The organism is Mycoplasmopsis lipophila (assembly GCF_045276895.1).
Taxonomy (GTDB): domain Bacteria; phylum Bacillota_I; class Bacilli_A; order Mycoplasmatales; family Metamycoplasmataceae; genus Mycoplasmopsis; species Mycoplasmopsis lipophila.
The window spans coordinates 182,148-200,375 of the sequence record NZ_CP174165.1 but is presented as its reverse complement, the minus strand read 5'-3'; the positions used below and the strand labels follow the sequence as shown (position 1 = coordinate 200,375).

Annotated in this window: 16 protein-coding genes and 2 tRNA genes; 1 reads left to right on the top strand and 17 read right to left on the bottom strand. The window is 22.7% G+C overall.

The window, feature by feature from the left end; translation table 4 throughout:
- The first annotated feature begins 119 nt into the window (after nt 1-119).
- A complete protein-coding gene (locus tag ACJA27_RS00855; protein WP_406618107.1) occupies nt 120-1,751 on the top strand; it encodes an ABC-F family ATP-binding cassette domain-containing protein in 1,632 nt (543 codons plus the stop codon).
- A 79-nt stretch (nt 1,752-1,830) separates the two neighbouring features.
- On the opposite strand, the gene ACJA27_RS00850 is transcribed toward ACJA27_RS00855, so the two are convergent.
- The 17 genes from ACJA27_RS00850 to ACJA27_RS00770 form a co-directional block, all read right to left on the bottom strand.
- Complete coding sequence (locus tag ACJA27_RS00850) at nt 1,831-2,697, bottom strand: DnaA ATPase domain-containing protein (RefSeq protein WP_406618106.1); 867 nt, start codon at nt 2,695-2,697, stop codon at nt 1,831-1,833.
- Nucleotides 2,697-3,680, bottom strand: coding sequence for a DNA replication protein DnaD (locus ACJA27_RS00845; RefSeq protein ID WP_406618105.1), 984 nt, complete (start codon nt 3,678-3,680; stop codon nt 2,697-2,699). Before ACJA27_RS00845 ends, ACJA27_RS00850 begins: the two co-directional genes overlap by 1 nt.
- A 258-nt stretch (nt 3,681-3,938) precedes the next feature.
- The gene (locus ACJA27_RS00840; protein ID WP_406618104.1) at nt 3,939-4,814 is read right to left on the bottom strand and encodes a 5'-3' exonuclease H3TH domain-containing protein; all 876 of its coding nucleotides are present in this window, start codon (nt 4,812-4,814) and stop codon (nt 3,939-3,941) included.
- Nucleotides 4,807-7,719 carry a DNA polymerase III subunit alpha gene (dnaE, locus tag ACJA27_RS00835; protein WP_406618103.1) on the bottom strand — a complete coding sequence of 971 codons (2,913 nt, stop codon included), beginning with the start codon at nt 7,717-7,719 and terminating at the stop codon, nt 4,807-4,809. Before dnaE ends, ACJA27_RS00840 begins: the two co-directional genes overlap by 8 nt.
- A 67-nt stretch (nt 7,720-7,786) precedes the next feature.
- Nucleotides 7,787-9,007, bottom strand: coding sequence for a hypothetical protein (locus ACJA27_RS00830; RefSeq protein WP_406618102.1), 1,221 nt, complete (start codon nt 9,005-9,007; stop codon nt 7,787-7,789).
- An 11-nt stretch (nt 9,008-9,018) separates the two neighbouring features.
- Nucleotides 9,019-11,670 carry a hypothetical protein gene (locus ACJA27_RS00825; protein WP_406618101.1) on the bottom strand — a complete coding sequence of 884 codons (2,652 nt, stop codon included), beginning with the start codon at nt 11,668-11,670 and terminating at the stop codon, nt 9,019-9,021.
- A gap of 5 nt (nt 11,671-11,675) precedes the next feature.
- Nucleotides 11,676-13,688, bottom strand: coding sequence for a hypothetical protein (locus ACJA27_RS00820; RefSeq protein ID WP_406618100.1), 2,013 nt, complete (start codon nt 13,686-13,688; stop codon nt 11,676-11,678).
- A 186-nt stretch (nt 13,689-13,874) separates the two neighbouring features.
- A complete protein-coding gene (locus ACJA27_RS00815; RefSeq protein WP_406618099.1) occupies nt 13,875-14,219 on the bottom strand; it encodes a hypothetical protein in 345 nt (114 codons plus the stop codon).
- A 307-nt stretch (nt 14,220-14,526) separates the two neighbouring features.
- Nucleotides 14,527-14,898, bottom strand: coding sequence for a hypothetical protein (locus tag ACJA27_RS00810; RefSeq protein WP_406618098.1), 372 nt, complete (start codon nt 14,896-14,898; stop codon nt 14,527-14,529).
- A gap of 140 nt (nt 14,899-15,038) precedes the next feature.
- Nucleotides 15,039-15,122 (bottom strand) — tRNA-Leu (locus ACJA27_RS00805).
- Nucleotides 15,123-15,145: 23 nt separating this feature from the next.
- Nucleotides 15,146-15,649, bottom strand: coding sequence for a dUTP diphosphatase (locus ACJA27_RS00800; protein WP_406618097.1), 504 nt, complete (start codon nt 15,647-15,649; stop codon nt 15,146-15,148).
- A 65-nt stretch (nt 15,650-15,714) separates the two neighbouring features.
- A tRNA-Ile gene (locus tag ACJA27_RS00795) sits at nt 15,715-15,791 on the bottom strand.
- A 64-nt stretch (nt 15,792-15,855) separates the two neighbouring features.
- The gene (gene rpsI / locus ACJA27_RS00790) at nt 15,856-16,296 is read right to left on the bottom strand and encodes a 30S ribosomal protein S9 (RefSeq protein ID WP_406618096.1); all 441 of its coding nucleotides are present in this window, start codon (nt 16,294-16,296) and stop codon (nt 15,856-15,858) included.
- Nucleotides 16,297-16,299: 3 nt separating this feature from the next.
- Complete coding sequence (gene rplM, locus ACJA27_RS00785; protein ID WP_406618095.1) at nt 16,300-16,734, bottom strand: 50S ribosomal protein L13; 435 nt, start codon at nt 16,732-16,734, stop codon at nt 16,300-16,302.
- A gap of 187 nt (nt 16,735-16,921) precedes the next feature.
- Entirely contained in the window at nt 16,922-17,086 is a 165-nt protein-coding gene (locus ACJA27_RS00780) for a hypothetical protein (protein WP_406618094.1), read from the bottom strand.
- A gap of 85 nt (nt 17,087-17,171) precedes the next feature.
- On the bottom strand, nt 17,172-17,525 hold the full coding sequence (locus ACJA27_RS00775; protein ID WP_406618092.1) for a hypothetical protein: 354 nt from the start codon (nt 17,523-17,525) through the stop codon (nt 17,172-17,174).
- A gap of 14 nt (nt 17,526-17,539) precedes the next feature.
- Nucleotides 17,540-18,217, bottom strand: a complete 678-nt coding sequence (locus ACJA27_RS00770) for a 16S rRNA (uracil(1498)-N(3))-methyltransferase (protein ID WP_406618090.1) — start codon at nt 18,215-18,217, stop codon at nt 17,540-17,542.
- Nucleotides 18,218-18,228: the final 11 nt, after the last annotated feature.

The window sequence follows — 18,228 nt, the reverse complement described above, 5'->3', positions numbered from 1 at the left end:
ATATATTTGCCTCCTTATATATAAGGAGGTTTTTCAATAAAAATGACTAATATTAAATACAAAGGTATTTAAGTATGCTAATATAATTATTAAATACAAATTTTATTAAAGGAGTAATAATGCTAGAAGTAGATAATCTATCAAAAATTTTTAGTGATAAAAAATTATTTGAAAATGTCACCTTAAAATTTACTGAAGGAAATACATATGGAATTATAGGAGCAAATGGTGCTGGTAAATCTACATTTTTAAAAATATTAGCAGGAGAAGTTGAATCAACTTCTGGTTTTGTAAAAAAAGATAAAAATGCTAGATTAAGTGTACTTTCTCAAGATCATAATGCTTATAATGAAATGATAGTTACAGAAGTAGTTATAATGGGTAATTCAGAATTGCATAAAATTAAAGAAGAAAAAGATGCTATTTATGCTAACCCTAATGCCACTATGGAGGATTATGAAAAAGCCGGAGAATTAGAAGATAAATATGGGGAATTAGGAGGTTGAACTGCTGAAAATGATGCTCAAGAACTTCTTTCCGGTTTAAATATTCCAAAAGAAAAATGAGAAGTTCAAATGAAAGAATTAACTGCTAATCAAAAAATAAAGGTTTTATTAGCAAAGGCACTATTTGGTAATCCTGATATTTTAATTATGGATGAACCTACTAACCATTTGGACATTCATTCTATTAAATGACTTGAAAACTTTTTAATTGACTATCCTCATATAGTTATTGTTGTATCTCATGATAGTGATTTTTTAGATTCTATATGTACTCATATTGTTGATATAGATTACAATGAAGCTAAAATGTATACAGGTAATTACTCTTTTTGAAAACAATCTTCTGAATTAGCAAAAGAAATGATGAAACAATCTAATGAGAAAAAAGAAGTTCAAATTGAAAAATTAAAAACTTTTATTGCTCGTTTCTCTGCCAATGCTTCAAAATCTAGACAAGCAACTAGTCGTAAAAAACTTTTAGATAAAATTACTCTTGATGAAATTAAACCTTCTAATCGTAAATATCCTTATATAGCATGAGAATTAAATCGTGATTTAGGAAAAGATGTTTTAACAGTTGAAAATTTAAGTTATAAAAATCCTAATGGTGAATATTTATTTAGGGATGTTTCTTTTACCTTAGCAAGAGGTGAAAAAATGGCTCTTTTAGGGGAAGATGACATTGCTAAAACTAAATTATTACAATGTTTAGTAGGTGAAATAAAGCCCACTTCTGGAAGTATAAAATGAGGTCAAACTATTAAAAATAGTTATTATCCAAATGATAATAGTAAATATTTTAATGAAGATATGACCATTATTGAATGATTATCAAAATGGCCATTAGAAAATACAACTGAAGAAACTAGAGATGTTTCTGATCAAAGAATGCGTGGTTTTTTAGGAAGAATGTTATTTTCAAATGATTCTGTCTTTAAAAAAGTTTCAGTCACATCAGGGGGAGAAAAAGCAAGGCTAATGTTCTCAAGAATGATGCTTTTAGAAGCAAATTTTATCATTTTAGATCAACCACTTGATCATTTAGATACTGAAAGTATTGATTCAGTTATAGAAGGGGTCAAATCATATAAAGGTGGAGCAATATTTACAACTTACAACTCTGCTTTTATAAATAATTGTGCTAATGTAATTTTAGATATAAATCCAAATAATAGTTTTATATTTCATGGTAGCTTAAATGAATATGAAGAAGCTATGGGATGAAATAAAGAAATTAAAAAATAATTTTTATTGTATTTATCTATAAAACAAAAAGAAACAACAAAAATACTTCGTTTCTTTTTTTAATTTTTAAATATTATTATTAATCAACATTAAATTCTTTAGCAAGATTTTTTATAAGGTTTATTAACTTATCAATTCTGTATTTTTCTTCAACAGTATTGTATTTTTCTTCATAAATATTTTTAAGTGTTGCAATATTATATGGAGAACTAAAAAAAGTTAAAAGGTTATTTTTATTTCTTTCTTCTATAATATCTAAAATTTCATTCAAAATAAAACTAGAATATTTAGCATTTTCCAAGCCTAAATTATCAATAATCAGAAAATTAACCTTTTTTAAAAGTTCAATAACTTTTTGATTTTTTTCTTGTTTTTTTTCTTTGCTGTTTTTAACAATATATTGAAATAATTTGTCATTCAAAATATAAGATGTTAATATTTTATTAGAAGCAAAAAAATTAGCAAAAGCTTGCATTAAATAGCTTTTTCCTGAATTAGATTTTCCATATAAATATATACCATCAATATTCCCAAAATTATTTTTTTGTAAAATAGATTTTGTTATATTTTTAAATTCTTTTAATATATTTTTTCTATTACTTGAAGATAAATTAATTGTTTTTAACAAACAATTTTCATCTGGTTCAGAAATATCAGTCAAAATTAAATGAAGAAAACGGTTTAAACCATTAGTGAAATTACTTTGTGTCTCTTTTTGAACAAAAACCAACTTTTTGTTTGCTTCTCTTCTTATTTCATAACCTATTTTGGCATTATCACTATTATCAAAAAATTCCTTTATTTTAAGAAATGAAATAATATTATTTAAAATTTCTTCATCAGTTACATTCATTGTCTTTATTAAATCTAAAATTTTAGGTTCTGATTTAATGAATTCAACAACTTTTTTTTGATCGTAAGTTTTTTCATTTTGTTGATTATTCATTAGTTATCCCCTAAAATATTTGATTTTTGTAAATTTTCAAAATATGAAAGTTTATATAAATCTTTTTTAGAAACTGCTGTTTTATTTTTATCTTTCATAATAATATCTAAATGTTTTTCTAATGCTATAAAAGAAATAACTTCTTTTTTTATTAAATCTAAAATTATTTTTTTGACATAATTTAAATTTATTTTTCCATTAACTTCTTGCGCATAAAAGAAAACTAAATTAATACAAGGGTCAATCATTCCTGCTTGTCTTGCTTCTTTAATTAATTCTATTATTCCTTCTGTAGGAATTTGATATGAAATTTGAGAGAAAAAATATCTAGAATCTGTTTTTAAAATTGCTTCATAAGGATTATCATATTCAAAGTTTTTTAAATCTAACTTTTCTTGAATATCTAAATTAATTTCTGTTGTATCACCTAATAAACTATGATCAAATTCTTTCGCTTCTTGCAATACCTCTTTTAAACAAGCTAATTCTTCATTTTCATCAAAAACATCATTATATTTTGCTGAAACATTTTCAAGATAATGTGAATTAGTCATTTTTAAAGAAACTTTATTTTCACCCAAAAGATGTTCAAATCTTTTTTTGCCTATAATTTTTGACAATTTATTAGAAAGTAAAACATTCTTTTTAAAAGTGATAGCATCCAATGGTTTTTCCATTAAAAAAATAGTAGCATGATTTATTTCATCAATAAAAGTTGAAAGTAAAGATAATGATTCTAATTTAATTCTTGCATCATTTAATGCTTCTAAATTCATACCTAATAAATAGGTTAAACTTTCATAGTCATACATACCTTTTTCATTAATTACATCATAAGAAAGATCTCTTAAATATTCATATAAGAGAATTGCATTAGTAGATAAAATTGGAGTATAAAATTTACGAAGATTTATTAAATCTTCTCCTGAAATCCCTTTTTCTTTTTTTATTTTAAAAAATGGATAGCGAATATTTTTTAACATAATTTTTCTCCTTTTTATCTTTCTTTTTTGTTGTCTATATTTATTCTATTAAATATATAGAAAGTATTTTTTAAAGATTAATAAATATTTACTTTTTATTGTTTTATTAGCATAGATATCCACAAGTCTTTAATATTAAAAAGTTGAAAATTTAAATAAAAAAAGGCATTTTTTAGCCTTTTTGTATATTTAATATTTTTATTAACAAAAGAATTTTGCTATTTTTTTACATTTTTTAACAATAAAAATAAACAAAAATTAAATTTCTTCTAATTGATTTAAAATGGTATCTAATTCTAATTTTTCTAATAAAGAAATAGGGGTTTTTTTATCTATAAAAAATTGATAATTTTCAATATTTTTATCCATATCTACTAGTCTATTCAATACTGCTAAACGTTTACATTTAAAAGCACTTTCTTTATCAATAATTAATTTATTTTTAACCGATTCTTTACATTCATCTAAATGTTCATAAATATTTTCCAAAGTATGATATTTATTAAGTAAATTAATAGCAGTTTTATCCCCTATTCCTTTTACTCCTCTTAAATTATCAGAATTATCCCCTGCAAGTCCTTTAAAATCGGGAATTTGTTCTGGTTCTATTCTGTAGTAATCATAAAAATTTTCATAATCAATAGTTATATATTCTTTATTGTATGAATCATATTTATAAACAATAGTATTTTCATTCACTAATTGCAAAAGATCTTTATCTTTAGAAAAAACAATGTTTCATAAATAATCATTCGAAGCAGCTAATGTTGCTATTAAATCATCTGCCTCATCTCCAGATTTTTCTAATCAAGGAATTTTCAAATCCGTTAATAATTGCTTAACATATTTAAATTGTTCAAAAATAATAAGCGGTGCTTTTTCTCTACCTGCTTTATAATCCGGAAATTCTTGTTTTCTTCATGTGTTACTATCAGAATCGAATGCTACAAACATATATTTTGGTTTAAATTTTTTTATTAATCTAAACAAAGTTGTAAAAAATACATGAATTCCATTAGTAGTAATTCCTTCTTTGTTATGCATTGGTTCATAATAAGGACTATAAGAAGCATAAAAAGATTGGAACATTAATAAATTACCATCAACTAATAAAAATTTTTCGATCTTAGGCATTTATAACTCCTTCAATATCTTTAATTCTAAAAGTATCATTAACACAATAAAGATTTAATTTAGCTAAATTACCTACTTTTAAAGGTAAATATTTTTTAGTTTCAGAAGTAGTTAAAAAACTAGTTCCAATATAACTACTATCGCGATATTTAATTATGTATAAATCTCTATTTGGTAATTTTTTATATTCAACAATTTCTACAACGAATTTACCTTCTTTATAGCGAAATAAATCAATTAATTTAAATTCTTCCTTTTCATAAGGGACAGTTAAAAAGGCATTATAAATTGAGCCTAAATATTGTTGTTCTTTAGAAGCTTCATATGTTATGTTTTGTGGTTTTTTATATTGTAAAAAATCAGCATATTCAAATCTTTTTATTTCATTTTCTTTGTCTTCTGGATCCTGAATATCCATAATTGCTTTAAAACTTTCAGATATTAAATTAAATGTGTTTTCTACAGTTTCCATATTACCATATCTTCTAAAGGCATTAGATTGGATTAAAAGATTAATATTGTTATCTTTTAATCCAATATCTTTTAATCTTAAAAAAAGTACCATTAAATTATTTCAAGAAGGAATAGTTTTTTGTAACTTAGTAATTTTTTCAACTGTTTCCATTCCTAAACCCTTAATCATTTCAAAAGGTAAATAAATAGAATTATCTACAATTACTGCTTCTTTACTAGAAAATTGAATATCAGGAGATTTTACTTTACAATTTAAATTTTTAATTTCATTAGCATATTTATTTATTTTTTCTTGATTTCCAGAAGCATTAGAAATTAAAGAAGCATAAAAATATAAGGGATATCTAGCTTTATAATAAGCCATTTTCATTGTTAAAAATGAATAAGCCACCGCATGGGATTTATTAAAACCATAATCAGCAAATTTTTCTATGTTATCATAAATTTCATTAATTAAAGAAGAGGGAATTTTATTTTTAATAGCCCCTTCATAAAAAATACTTCTATAGGCTTTCATTTTAATTTCATCTTTTTTAGAAATCGCTCTTCTTAATAAGTCAGCTTGACCAAAACTCATAGAAGCAACTTTTTGTGCTATTTGCATAATTTGTTCTTGATAAACAATAATTCCATATGTTGATTTAACTATATCATCATAAAGAGGATGGATTTTTTTAATATTTTTCGGGTTTTTCTTATTATTACTATATTCAGAAATATATTCCAAAGGCCCTGGTCTAAATAAAGAAATAATAGCGTATAAATCATTAAAAGAATCTAAATGAACTTGTTTAATAGTTTTACGCATTCCATATGATTCTAATTGAAATAAACCCTCTGTATAACCTAAATTAAGCATAGCAAAAGTAGTAGGATCATTTAATTCTAAAAAATCCTTCTTCACTATATTTTCAAAAAATTGATTAGGTTTAAGATATTTTTCCATATCTTTAATTTCAGTTAAGGTTTTTAACCCTAATAAATCAATTTTTAGCAAACCAAAATTTTCCAAATAATTCATTGGTAATTGAGTTTGAAAATATAAACCATCATTTGTGGGGCAAGTAGGAACAATATCTACAATTTTTTTAGATGATAAAACAATACCTGCAGCATGAGTTCCTTGTTGTCTTGGTTGTCCTTCAATTTCTAAAGAATAAGTTAAAAGATCAGGATAATCTTTAATTAAAGATTTAAATATTGGATTATCTTTATAAGCGCTTGCTAAAGTTTCCCCTACTTTTAAAGATTTAGAAATTCTATCAACAATGGGTAAATCAATATTTAAAATTCTTCCAACATCTCTAATTGCCATTTTGGCACCAATAGTTTGAAAAGTTGAAATTAAACAAACTTTATCTTTGCCATATTTTGTAAATAAATAATCAATAAGTTCACTTCTTCTATTATCCTGAATATCAATATCAATATCAGGTCATGAAACTCTTTCTGGATTTAAAAATCTTTCAAAAAGTAAATCATGTTCTAATGGATTAATTTCAGTAATATCTAATAAATAAGAAATTAAAGAACCAGCAGCCGAACCTCTGCCAGGTCCTATAGCAATATTTTGAGATTTTGCTCATTTAATTAAATCAGCAATAATTAAAAAATATTGTTGAAAATTTAAATTACAAATAGTTTCATATTCATAATTTATTCTTTGTAAAACAGCTTGTGAACTAAATCTAATTAAATTATTTTTCTTATTTTTTAATCCTTCATTAAGCATTGATTTTAATCTAAATTTAGCATCTTCATTAGATAAATTATCAAAGTTTGGTAAATCAAGAGTTGGTTTAGGAAAAACTACATTACATTGTTCAATAATATTGTCAATTCTTTCAATAATAATTTGATTATTGGTTGGATTATCTTCAAAATTAAAAAGTGGTTCTTTTGATTCTTGCAAATTTGAAATTTTTTGAATTACTTTTAAGGTTTCATATTGATCTCTTCATATAACTTTGTTTTCTTTGACTAAAATAGCATTAGAAATTGAAACATCTTCATCATTTACAAAATAATTTTTAAAATCAAGTTTATGTATTTTATTTGTTTTAGCATACAATCCATAGACTGGATGATCAATTACAAACAGATTTTCATCATTTAATTCATCAAAATTAATAAAAATGTTAGATAAGGCTTTTAAACTTAAATTATTAATTTTAATAAAACCTTGATAGTTTTTAGCTAAAACTATGAATCTATAATCTTGAACATCTAAATCAATTCCTATAATAGGTTTAATATTTTCTTCATCACATTTTTTTAAAAATATTCCCAATCCAAATAAATTATTATGATCGGTTAGAACTGCTGTATCTAATCCATTTTTTTTAGTTTCTAAGACCAAATCATTAATTTTAATTAATGAATCTAAAAAAGAATACTCTGTATTATTGTGCAAATTAATAAATTTTTTCATATTTGTCTTTCTATTTAATTTATTTAATATTAAAAGCACTAAAAAAACATCTAGTGCTTTTAACTTTTTAGATTATTTTAATTTTAATGTCTGAATCAGCAAAAGAAATATCTGAATTATAAATAACATTAGATTGTTTTTTAAAAAATAGATGCATTTTGATATTTCCAGAAATAAGAATAAAACGATGCGAATTAAATAAATTAGGAAATTTTTTTCTAATTTCTATAAAAGGAAATTGTTTTTGAATAAAATCATTGATAGATTCGTTGTTTTTAATTTTACCTTCAAATAAAACTTTTTCATCATCTATAAATCAAGAAATTTTATAAGTTTTTATTTGTTCTTTATTTGTAATTCCTAAAGAATCCATTGAAATATCTTCTAAAAAATAATCATTATAAATGATACTTACTTCTTTATTTCCCAAACTATCAATGTATCCTTTCATAGTGTTATTAAATTTATAATCACCTGAAATATAATAACGAATATTATTGTGAACAAATTTACTAAACAAATCTTGAATATAATTTACTGAAATTTTTTCAAAAAATAATCTTTTAGGATTTAAAGTTTTTATAAATTCATCTTCTTTATTTATTTTTGACGAAGTTATAAAATAATTAGGCAAAATAATTTGTTCTTTCTTTTTCGTTTCTAAAATTTGTTGAAGCATCTTAATTCAATAAATATCTTCTTCTTTATCCACTTGATACATTATCATTAATTTGATGGCATAATTACTATCTATAACATTTTGCACAATCGATAGACAAGGAATTATGTTTTTTCCATTTACTAAAAATAAATAATTTTTATCTAATTGACTCAAACTTAAAGTAAAATCGCCTTTAGGTTTAGAAAAATTAAATTTGGTATTTATTGTTCAATTATTAAAAATTTCACTAATCGCCCAATCTTCTTCATTTTGATAAACTACAATACTACTTGAATTGCTAAATGAAGATTTAACAGGAGAACCAATAAAATAAAAAGATCTTGTAGTTTCTATTCCATCTTTTTTTATTGAAACATCTATATATTGACCAGCTTTAAAAAAAGAAATTTTTTCAGCGGTAACAAAAGTTAAAATTTTTATATTATTAGCAACATTAAAAATGTTTACAATATTGCCAGCTTGATTTTTCGGAAAAAGATTAGAAGCAACTAAATTAGGAGCAGTATAAAAAGGAATATCTATATTTGAACCTTTTTTCTTTAAAAGCTTCAAATATTTTTTTTCTGCTTTGGTTTTTTCTTTTATAAACTCAAATTGATCAAGCATTTTTCTCCTTTTTATTTATTTTTTTCTATATTTTTCTTATAATCTTTTTCAAATTGTTCAGAATAATCATTAACATTGTCAAATTTAATATTTTTGGTTTTATAATTATTTTTTTTGTTTTTTATTGTTGTAATTTTATTATTTACAATCATTTTTTTAGATATTTTCTTCTTTTTATTATTTAATAATTTAGTTTTTTCTTCTAAATCATCCATTGAATTTCTTGGAGGATAAATTATATATACAAAATCATTTAATTTTTGTTTAGAAATATTTCTCTTTGGCACTTTTAAAAGTTTAGGAGAAAACATTTTAAATTGATGTTTAGAATTTTTATATACATGTATATTATCTAAAATTGCCACATTCTCTCTATATTTATGATTTAAAACAATAGATAAAATTGCATGATAAATTAATAAATCGGATTTTTTAGCTCTTAATTTTGTTAAATGTAATTGATGTTTAGTTCTAGGAATTCTTAACTTATATTTTTGAGGAAAAATAATTTTAGAAGAATTAATTATGACTAAAGCTATATCATTTTCTTTTCTTGATTTTATAATTTTACTATTTTCATGTAATATTAAATTTGGTTCTATTTTATGATCAAGAATTTTTGAAGCAAATTTAACAATAGTGTTAAAACTTATTTTAGCAGCATCAATTAAATATCAATCTTTTGAAGCATATTTCTTTTCAAATTCAGTAATGCTCTTCAAGAAAATATGGAATTTTCTTTGCTTTTTAACTTTTTTATTTTTATTCTTTTTAGCTTTTAATAATTTTGCTTCCTCTTTAAGAGCATTGTCTGTTTCTCTAATTTCTTCAATAACTTCAGTGTTAACAACATCTTCTTCAATAACAATATTTTCTTTTAAATCATCTTTAGCAAAATAATCAAAAATTTGTAAATCAAGAGCATCTTTGTTTTCCATTTTAAGAAGACTTTCACCCTTCTTAAGTTTAATTGGTTTAGATATTTTTATTTCTTCATTTTCATTAATAGAAGAAAAATCTTCAAAGTTTTCTAATAATTTTTGTTCATTAGTAGAAGGTAATTTTAATTTTTGTTTCTTAATTTCAAAAATTTCTTTTTGTTCTTCAATTATTTCTTTTAATTTATTTTTATTGCTTTCTAATTCTAAATTAACTAATTTTGTTTCAAAAATTGAAGTTAATAAAGCATTAGAGGTTGTAAAGCCAAAAATTCCATCTTGTGTAGCAAAATGTAATCCTTGAATATTTTCTTTGCTTAATTGATTTTTAAGAGATAAAAATATGGGGTTATAAGTAAAGATTTTTTTACCCAAAAAAATACCTGATTTATTTTTAGTATATTTTGCAATTTTAATGGGTGAAAGAATATAAGAAGCATCTAAATTTTCAAATAAATTATACCCAATTACTTTTGATACAAAATTGATCATCATATTTTGAATATAATTTTCATCCAAATAAATCATTTCTATTGGTCTATTTAAAAAGAAATTTCCATTATATATAACTTCAATATTTAAAATTACCATACCTTTTTCATTTAATTCAGGATTAACAAAATTTAAACATTTAATTAAAGCATTATTTATAATAATTGCTTCTTTAGAAATATTTTCATCAATATTTTTATAGTCATCATCATTGTAAATATAAGTTAAATAACTTTTTAAATTAGTTTTTGCTAAATTTGTTCTTAATCCTAAGTTAAAAAACAAAGTTTGTGAATTGTTCTTTTTTACTAAAGTATTTTGCAATTGAAATTTAGGTACTATATCTTTTCCTATTAAGTGAGCTAAAACATAATTATCTTGATAAGAGCTAATAATTTGATTAGTTAAAAATGTACCTCTTGAAGTTTCCACTGCTTGAATTTGATTATTTGAAACAATGATTTTTTTAATTTCAGTATCTAACAAAATATCAGTACCTTTATTGATAGCAAACATAAAAAGTTTTTCAACTAAATCTTGTGTTTTATTAGTTAAAGTTGCAATTCCAAAATTAATTACTTCATATAATTTAACTAAAAATCATCATGCTGGTAATTCTTCATTAAATTCTCCAAAAGAAAGCATAAAAGCACTTAAAATTCTTCTTAATTCAGGGTTAACTTTCAAATCATTATATAAATCTTGAACAGTATAATCAAAATATTTATACGCTTTATGATAATTTTTATTTAATTGCGACATTGAAAAATTTTCAAAATTTAAATAAAATGCTTGTTCATAAATTTGATAATATTCGTTAGCAATTATTATCATTTCTTTTAATTTAGTTCTAGATCCCGGTGCTATATTTTCAATATTATTTAAAATATTTCGATTATCATATGGAATAGTTTGAATAACTTTTCTTATTTCACTCTGTTTATCCAATATATAAGTCAAAATATTACTATCAATTTTGTAGTCAACAGTAATATTTAATTCATTTAAAATCTTTAATAATAAACCTGGATTATCTTGAGTACCTAAATTGGTAAAAAAAGGAGTAGTTAAATCAAAGGAAAACTTATTTTTAGAAATAGTTTTATTAATACCACCTATTTCTTTTTGTTCTTCAATTACTAAAACATTTAACCCTAAATAAGAGGCATAAGCAACAGAAAGTAAGGATTCTAAATTAGAACCTAAAACAATTAAATCATATCTTTTTTTCATTTTTATTATTTCTTAGTAATTTCATCCAAATCTAAATCATCAACTAAATTAATTAATTTAGTTAATTTTTGTTCTATAAGTTTAGAACGATCAGCAGCAGCTTTTTTAAGTGCTTCATCTTTTTCACTATTTTTTACTTTTTTAGCAGGTTTTTTCTTAGTTGCTTTTTTTAATTTAGCATCATTTGCCGCTTTAGTAGCTAACAATTCATCAATAGACATTTTTGCTTCTGCAGCAGTTGCTTTAGGAACTTTAGTACCTCTTTTATTTTCAACAATTCTAGTTGATGGGTTTTCTACTTCTTCATAACCACCATTTAACAATTGAGAATAATTATTTTCTAATGGTTTAGAATCAACAAGTAAAACTGATCTAATTGCATTGTTAGTATCATCATTTTTAGGTTTAGTAGTTCTTTTTCTTGTAGCAGGTTTTTTTGTTGCTGTAGAAGTTTTCTTTTTAGTGGAAGCTGTTTTTTTAGCAGTTGTTCTTTTTTTTGTGGTTTTTTGCTTCTTAGTTTCTTTAACGGGCTCTTCTTCAATAGGTTTTGATTCTACTCTAGATAATTTTTCTGGTTCAATTTCAATAGTATTAGCTTGTTGTAATTTTTCATCAATAGGGGTTGTTTCAACAACATAAAATTTTTTCTTTGTTTCTTTTACTATTGGTTCTTCTTTTATTAACTCAATAGCTTGTGGTTCAATTTCTTCAATTGCTTTTGGTTCTTCTTTTTGTTCTATTGATTTTATATTATTTTCTGCTTCTACTGACAATGGTTTAGATTCAACATTTTCTAAAATTGGAATAAATTCATTTTTTTCAACATAAACCACACTAGGTTTTTGTTTTTTATATAAACCTGAAGCAAGTTCATTTTGATTTTCATTGTATCTTTCTAATAAATAAGCTTTACGTTCATCAATTTTAATTTGGTTAACATCAATTTGTGGTTCTTCTGATTTTGGAGTTTCAATAGGTTGTTTTTCAACATAAATTATTTTTGGTTCATTTTCTTGATACAAACCTGAAGCAAGTTCATTTTGATTTTCATTGTATCTTTCTAATAAATAAGCTTTACGTTCATCAATTTTAATTTGGTTAACATCAATTTGTGGTTCTTCTGATTTTGGAGTTTCAATAGGTTGTTTTTCAACATAAATTATTTTTGGTTCATTTTCTTGATTTGAATTTATTTTTTCTTCTTGTAATATTTGATCTTCAATATTTTGGTTATTGTCTTTTTCTTCAACCGCTTCTAATTTTTCTAATTTATTTTCTTCTACTATTGCTTCTTCTAATTGTTTTTTATTTTCATTCAAATTTTCTTGTTCTTGTATTTTTAAAGCTTCTTCTAATTTAACTTCTCTTAAAGGTTCTTCTTTTTGCTCTATTTTTTCTTTTTCCTTACTTTTTTCTAATTTAACTTTTGATTTTTTGGTTAAAACCTCTTTTTTATCGTAAAAAGCATTTCCATATCCAAAACATAATGGAAGTAAAATGAAAAATAAAAAAGTTACAAAAATGAATAAATATAAAATCAAAAATAAGTTATCTACAGTAAATCATGAATTTATTTTTGCTATATTATCTAATGTATTATTTATAAAACTATCAATTGCTTTATTTTTTAAATATAATTCCTGTAAAGGTAGAAAAATACCAAAAGTTAAGAATATTAAAAATGTAAAAATAACAAAAATAGCTAATAACTTATCTAATTTTCCTAATTTAAAATATTTTCTTTTTTTACCAATATAAATCATTGATAAAATAAAAACTAATAAAAAACCACCCGCTATACCAGAACCGAAATATAACAAAATAATTTGTTTAAAAAATAATTCTAAAATGTTATTTATTTTTAATTTATCATATATTAGATCTTTAATACCATATCAAATTCCTAATAATAAAACTACTAATAACAAAATTGATGTAAAAAATATAGCAGCACCCGCTACTCTTTTAACAACATTTTTATTAGTAACACTACTTTTTTCTTGAGCTTCTTGTTGCATAAAATTCCTTAAAATCAATATAATATATAATTATTTATATTATTATATATTAATCAACTTAATATATAGTTTTGCTATATAAGAAAATATTAAAAAGCATCTCCAAATTATTGTGTTAAAGATGCTTTTTTAATACATTATTTAAACATTATTTATATTATTAAAAAATAAACTTACATAGTGATATTAACCAAAAAATGTTTTAATAAATATTATTAATTCAAGATTATTAAAATTTGTATCTTTTAATATCTTCAACATGAAATGATTTAAGCATTTTGATATTTTCTTTGATATATTTTTAATATCATTCTCAATAACATCAAAACATTTTTCAATAGGTTTTAACCTTTGATCAACAATTTCAATAACATCTTCTCTTGAAAGTGTATTTTCAACCACCACAGTTTTGATAATACTGGTTAATTCTTGAATGTTTAAGTTTCCTACAGTCATATCAGGCTCCTTTGATGGTTTAGGAACTTTTAAATCATTTAAATCACAAGTTGCTTCACATTTTATTATTCCCAAATCTTTTATATATCTAATTGTAAACTTTGGATTTTGAAATTCTCCAATTTTTTTATTAAATTCTTTTTTTGCTTACTAAAATTTCATTATTGTTATATTTTTTCATTAGAATCCTCCTGGTAAAAATGAATATATTAAAATAGCTTTATTCACTTATATATGTCTTTTTTATGAAAAAAGTAATAAAAAAATAATAATTTAACAAAAATGGGCTATTTTTACACTTTTGTTAAATTATTAAGTAGAAATATGAAATTCTAAGTTTAAAGATAAATATTTAAATTAGATAAATTTAATAAAAACACAATTATTTATTTTTGTAATAATTTTCAATGTCTTGAACGTGAAAAGATTTAAGCATTTTGATATCTTCTTTTATTTCTTTTATATCATCTTGAATGGGTTTTATTTCTTGTCTAACAATTTGAATAACATCTTCTCTTGAAAGTGTATTTTCAACCACCACAGTTTTGATAATACTGGTTAATTCTTGAATGTTTAAGTTTCCTACAGTCATATCAGGCTCCTTTGATGGTTTAGGAACTTTTAAATCATTTAGTTTACAAATAGCTTTGTATTCTAAAATATTTTCCTTTTGTTTTAATTCTACAACATATATAGGATGTTGGTAGTTTTTTATGTCATTTAGAAATTGGGTTTTAGTGATTTTTTTATACATAGAATTTACCTCCATCTTATATATGTCTGTTTTTTGTAAAAATCTCAAAAAAATTTTAATTAATTTTAATTTTAGGAATTTTTTTAAAATAAAAATATCTTCAAACTTTATTTTGAAGATATTTTTGGTGAAAAATCAAATGGTGCCCAAGACAGGACTTGAACCTGCACGGATTTCTCCAGTAGATTTTGAGTCTACGGTGTCTACCATTCCACCACTTGGGCATACCTCTTAATTTTATCTTAAATTAATAATGATTTTTAATTCTTTCATAATTTTTTTTATTTTTAATGTAATATCATTTTAAAATTTCTTCTTCTGAATAATTTAGAAGTTTTGCACATCCTAAAGTTAAAGCTAACATTTCTCCAATAGAATATTTATTAATACTGTTTATAGAACTAGAAATAGTTGAAAATAAAATACCCAATTGCTCATTAATATCATTTGACATTATTAATGGCTCAATTTCGGGTTCTACATTTAATTTATAAGCAAAAGAACCTAAAAAATGTAATAAATCAGCAAATTCTTCTAATGCTTTTTCATTATCTACATTCTTTTTAGCTTTTCAATATTTAAAAGTTTGAATTTCATTAGCAAATTCTGCTGTTTCTACAAGCAAAGCAATAATTTGCATTCTACGATATTTATTTTTTGATTCTTCATCTTTTGAAAAATTTAAATCATTTCTATTTGCTATCGCTTCATCTAAAGCTCTTTGCATTTTAAAAATTTCCGATAAATTCATAATGAAATAATACCATAAAACAAAAAGAAACCTTTTAAGGTTTCTTTTAGGTGTATTTAAACAAATGGTGCGAACGAATGGACTTGAACCATCGACCTCACGATTATCAGTCGTGTGCTCTAACCAGCTGAGCTACGCTCGCATAATTCTTATTTATTTTATCATATGTAAAACAAATAAGAAAGTAATTATTATAAAGAATAATATTAACGTTTTGAGAATTGACGTGCACGACGAGCTGAATTCAAACCAGGTTTTTTACGTTCTTTAGCACGAGCATCACGTGTTAACATTTTTGCTTCTTTTAATTTATTATGATTAGATTCAGATACTTCTAGTAAAGCTCTTGCAATACCTAATCTAATTGCTCCAGCTTGTCCTGATAAACCACCACCATGAACATTTACTAAAATATCAAATTTATTTTGATTTTCTGTTAAAACAATTGGTTGTAAAGCATCTTTAATATATAAATCAGAATTTAAATAAGCTTTAGCTTCTCTTTTATTAATAACAAATTTTCCTTTTCCAGGACGTAAAATAACCCTAGCAGTAGAAGATTTTCTTCTTCCTAATCCACGGTATTGAACAATATTAGCAGCTTGTGATAAAGGTTTGGTAGTTGTTTTTTTAGTTGTTGTAGCCATAAACTATTTTACCTCCAAAATTTCTGGTTTTTGTGCTTGTTTATCATGTTCTGCACCTTCATACACAAATAAATTATTTCTTTGTTTATTTCCTAATTTAGTGTGTGGCAACATACCATAAATAGCTTTTTCTACTAAAGCACAAGGTTTCTTTGCTCTTAATTTAGCTGCAGTTATACTTTTTAAACCACCTGGGTATCCTGAGTGTGAGTAATAAATTTTATTTTCTTCTTTTTTTGCTGTAAAAATTGCTTTAGCTGCATTAATAACAATAATATTGTCACCCATATCTGCGTTTGGGGTAAAAGTTGGTTTGTTTTTTCCTCTTAAAGCAGATGCAACAAAAGTGGCTAAACGTCCAATAACTTGACCTTCAGCATCAACAACAAATCATTTTTTATCGCTTTTTTCACGATTAACAATAGTTGTTTGTCTCATCATTTCTCCTTATTATTTTTAAATATTCAAAACGTTAAATTTCAAAAAAATATAAATGCTTTATTATTATAACTAATAAATAAAAAAGACAGGTATTTTTTATAACATAAATTACAAAAAATTTAATGTAATAAATTAGTTAATTTTTACAAAAATTAACAATTACAAAATAGAACAAAAAATATTTTTATTCTAGTAATTTTTTGTTTTTAACTCAATAAAAATTTTGTAATCATTGCTCTAAATTATTTAAATAATTTTCGACTTCATCCAAATTTTTTGTAGTGTTTTTCTTAATTCATTCTGTTGTAAATAAAAAACTACTTTCACTTTTAAAAGTTTTTATGTTCATGGTTTTTTATCTACGTTCATTTTCATCTGTTTGAATCTGTTTGAATCTGTTTGAAAATTATTTTCATCATTTAGATAATTTAATTTTATAGATTAACTTCTTCTTTATTAGATATTAATTCGGTTTCAAAAAGGCTTTGTTCTAAATTAGTTATATTTTCAAATGTTTTTATATATATTTCATCAGCTTTTTTAATTTGAATTTTTTTCTTTTCCAATTTATCATCAATATCAGTTGTTTTATTATTTAAATCATAAAATAAAAAAAGTTTTATAAATTCTAACAAGTTCAAATATGAAATTAAATTATAAAAATAATTTATTTTTGATTTTCCTTCACAATCTATTATTGTGTAGTATTTATTTAATATATTTTTATTATTTGCAATAATTTCATTTATTAAAGTATTGTCTAATAAACCTTCATTCCTATTTTTCAAAATATTTTATAAATTTATTTTTTTATGCGAGATAAAACTGTAATACAAGCTGTTTCTGCTTTTAAAATTCTTTTCCCTAAAGAAATAAATTGGCAATTTTCTTTTTTTGCTATTTCTATTTCTTTTTGTGAAAAACCACCTTCAGGTCCTATAAAAAAAATAGAATTTGTTTTTAAAATAAAATCATCATAATTATCATTATCATAATTTTCATATGCTAAATATTTATGAAAATTTCAAAATGTTTTTAAAACATTTTGAAATAATTGTGGTTGTTCTAATTCAGGTATTTTATTTCTAAAAGATTGTTCTGAAGCATTTTTTAAAATAGTTAAAAATCTATCTTGTTTATCTTTAATATATTTTATTAAAGAATGATCACAATATTCTGTAATAGTAGGAATAATTTTAGTTACTCCTAATTCTGTTGCTTTTTGCAAAACTAATTCAAAATTTTTCATTTTAATAATGGGTAATGCTAAAATAACAGAATTATTGTATTCATGATTAATATTTAATTTTTTAATAATTTTTGCTTTATTTTCTTCTACTACACATTCATAAAATTCATTTTTAAAATTTAATAAAATTTTTTCATCCGGTCTTAATCTAATTACTTTTAAATGATTTATTAAATCTTTATCTAATTCAAAATAATCATTATTTTTTTTATTAACAAAAAATCTAAACATTTTTCCTCGTT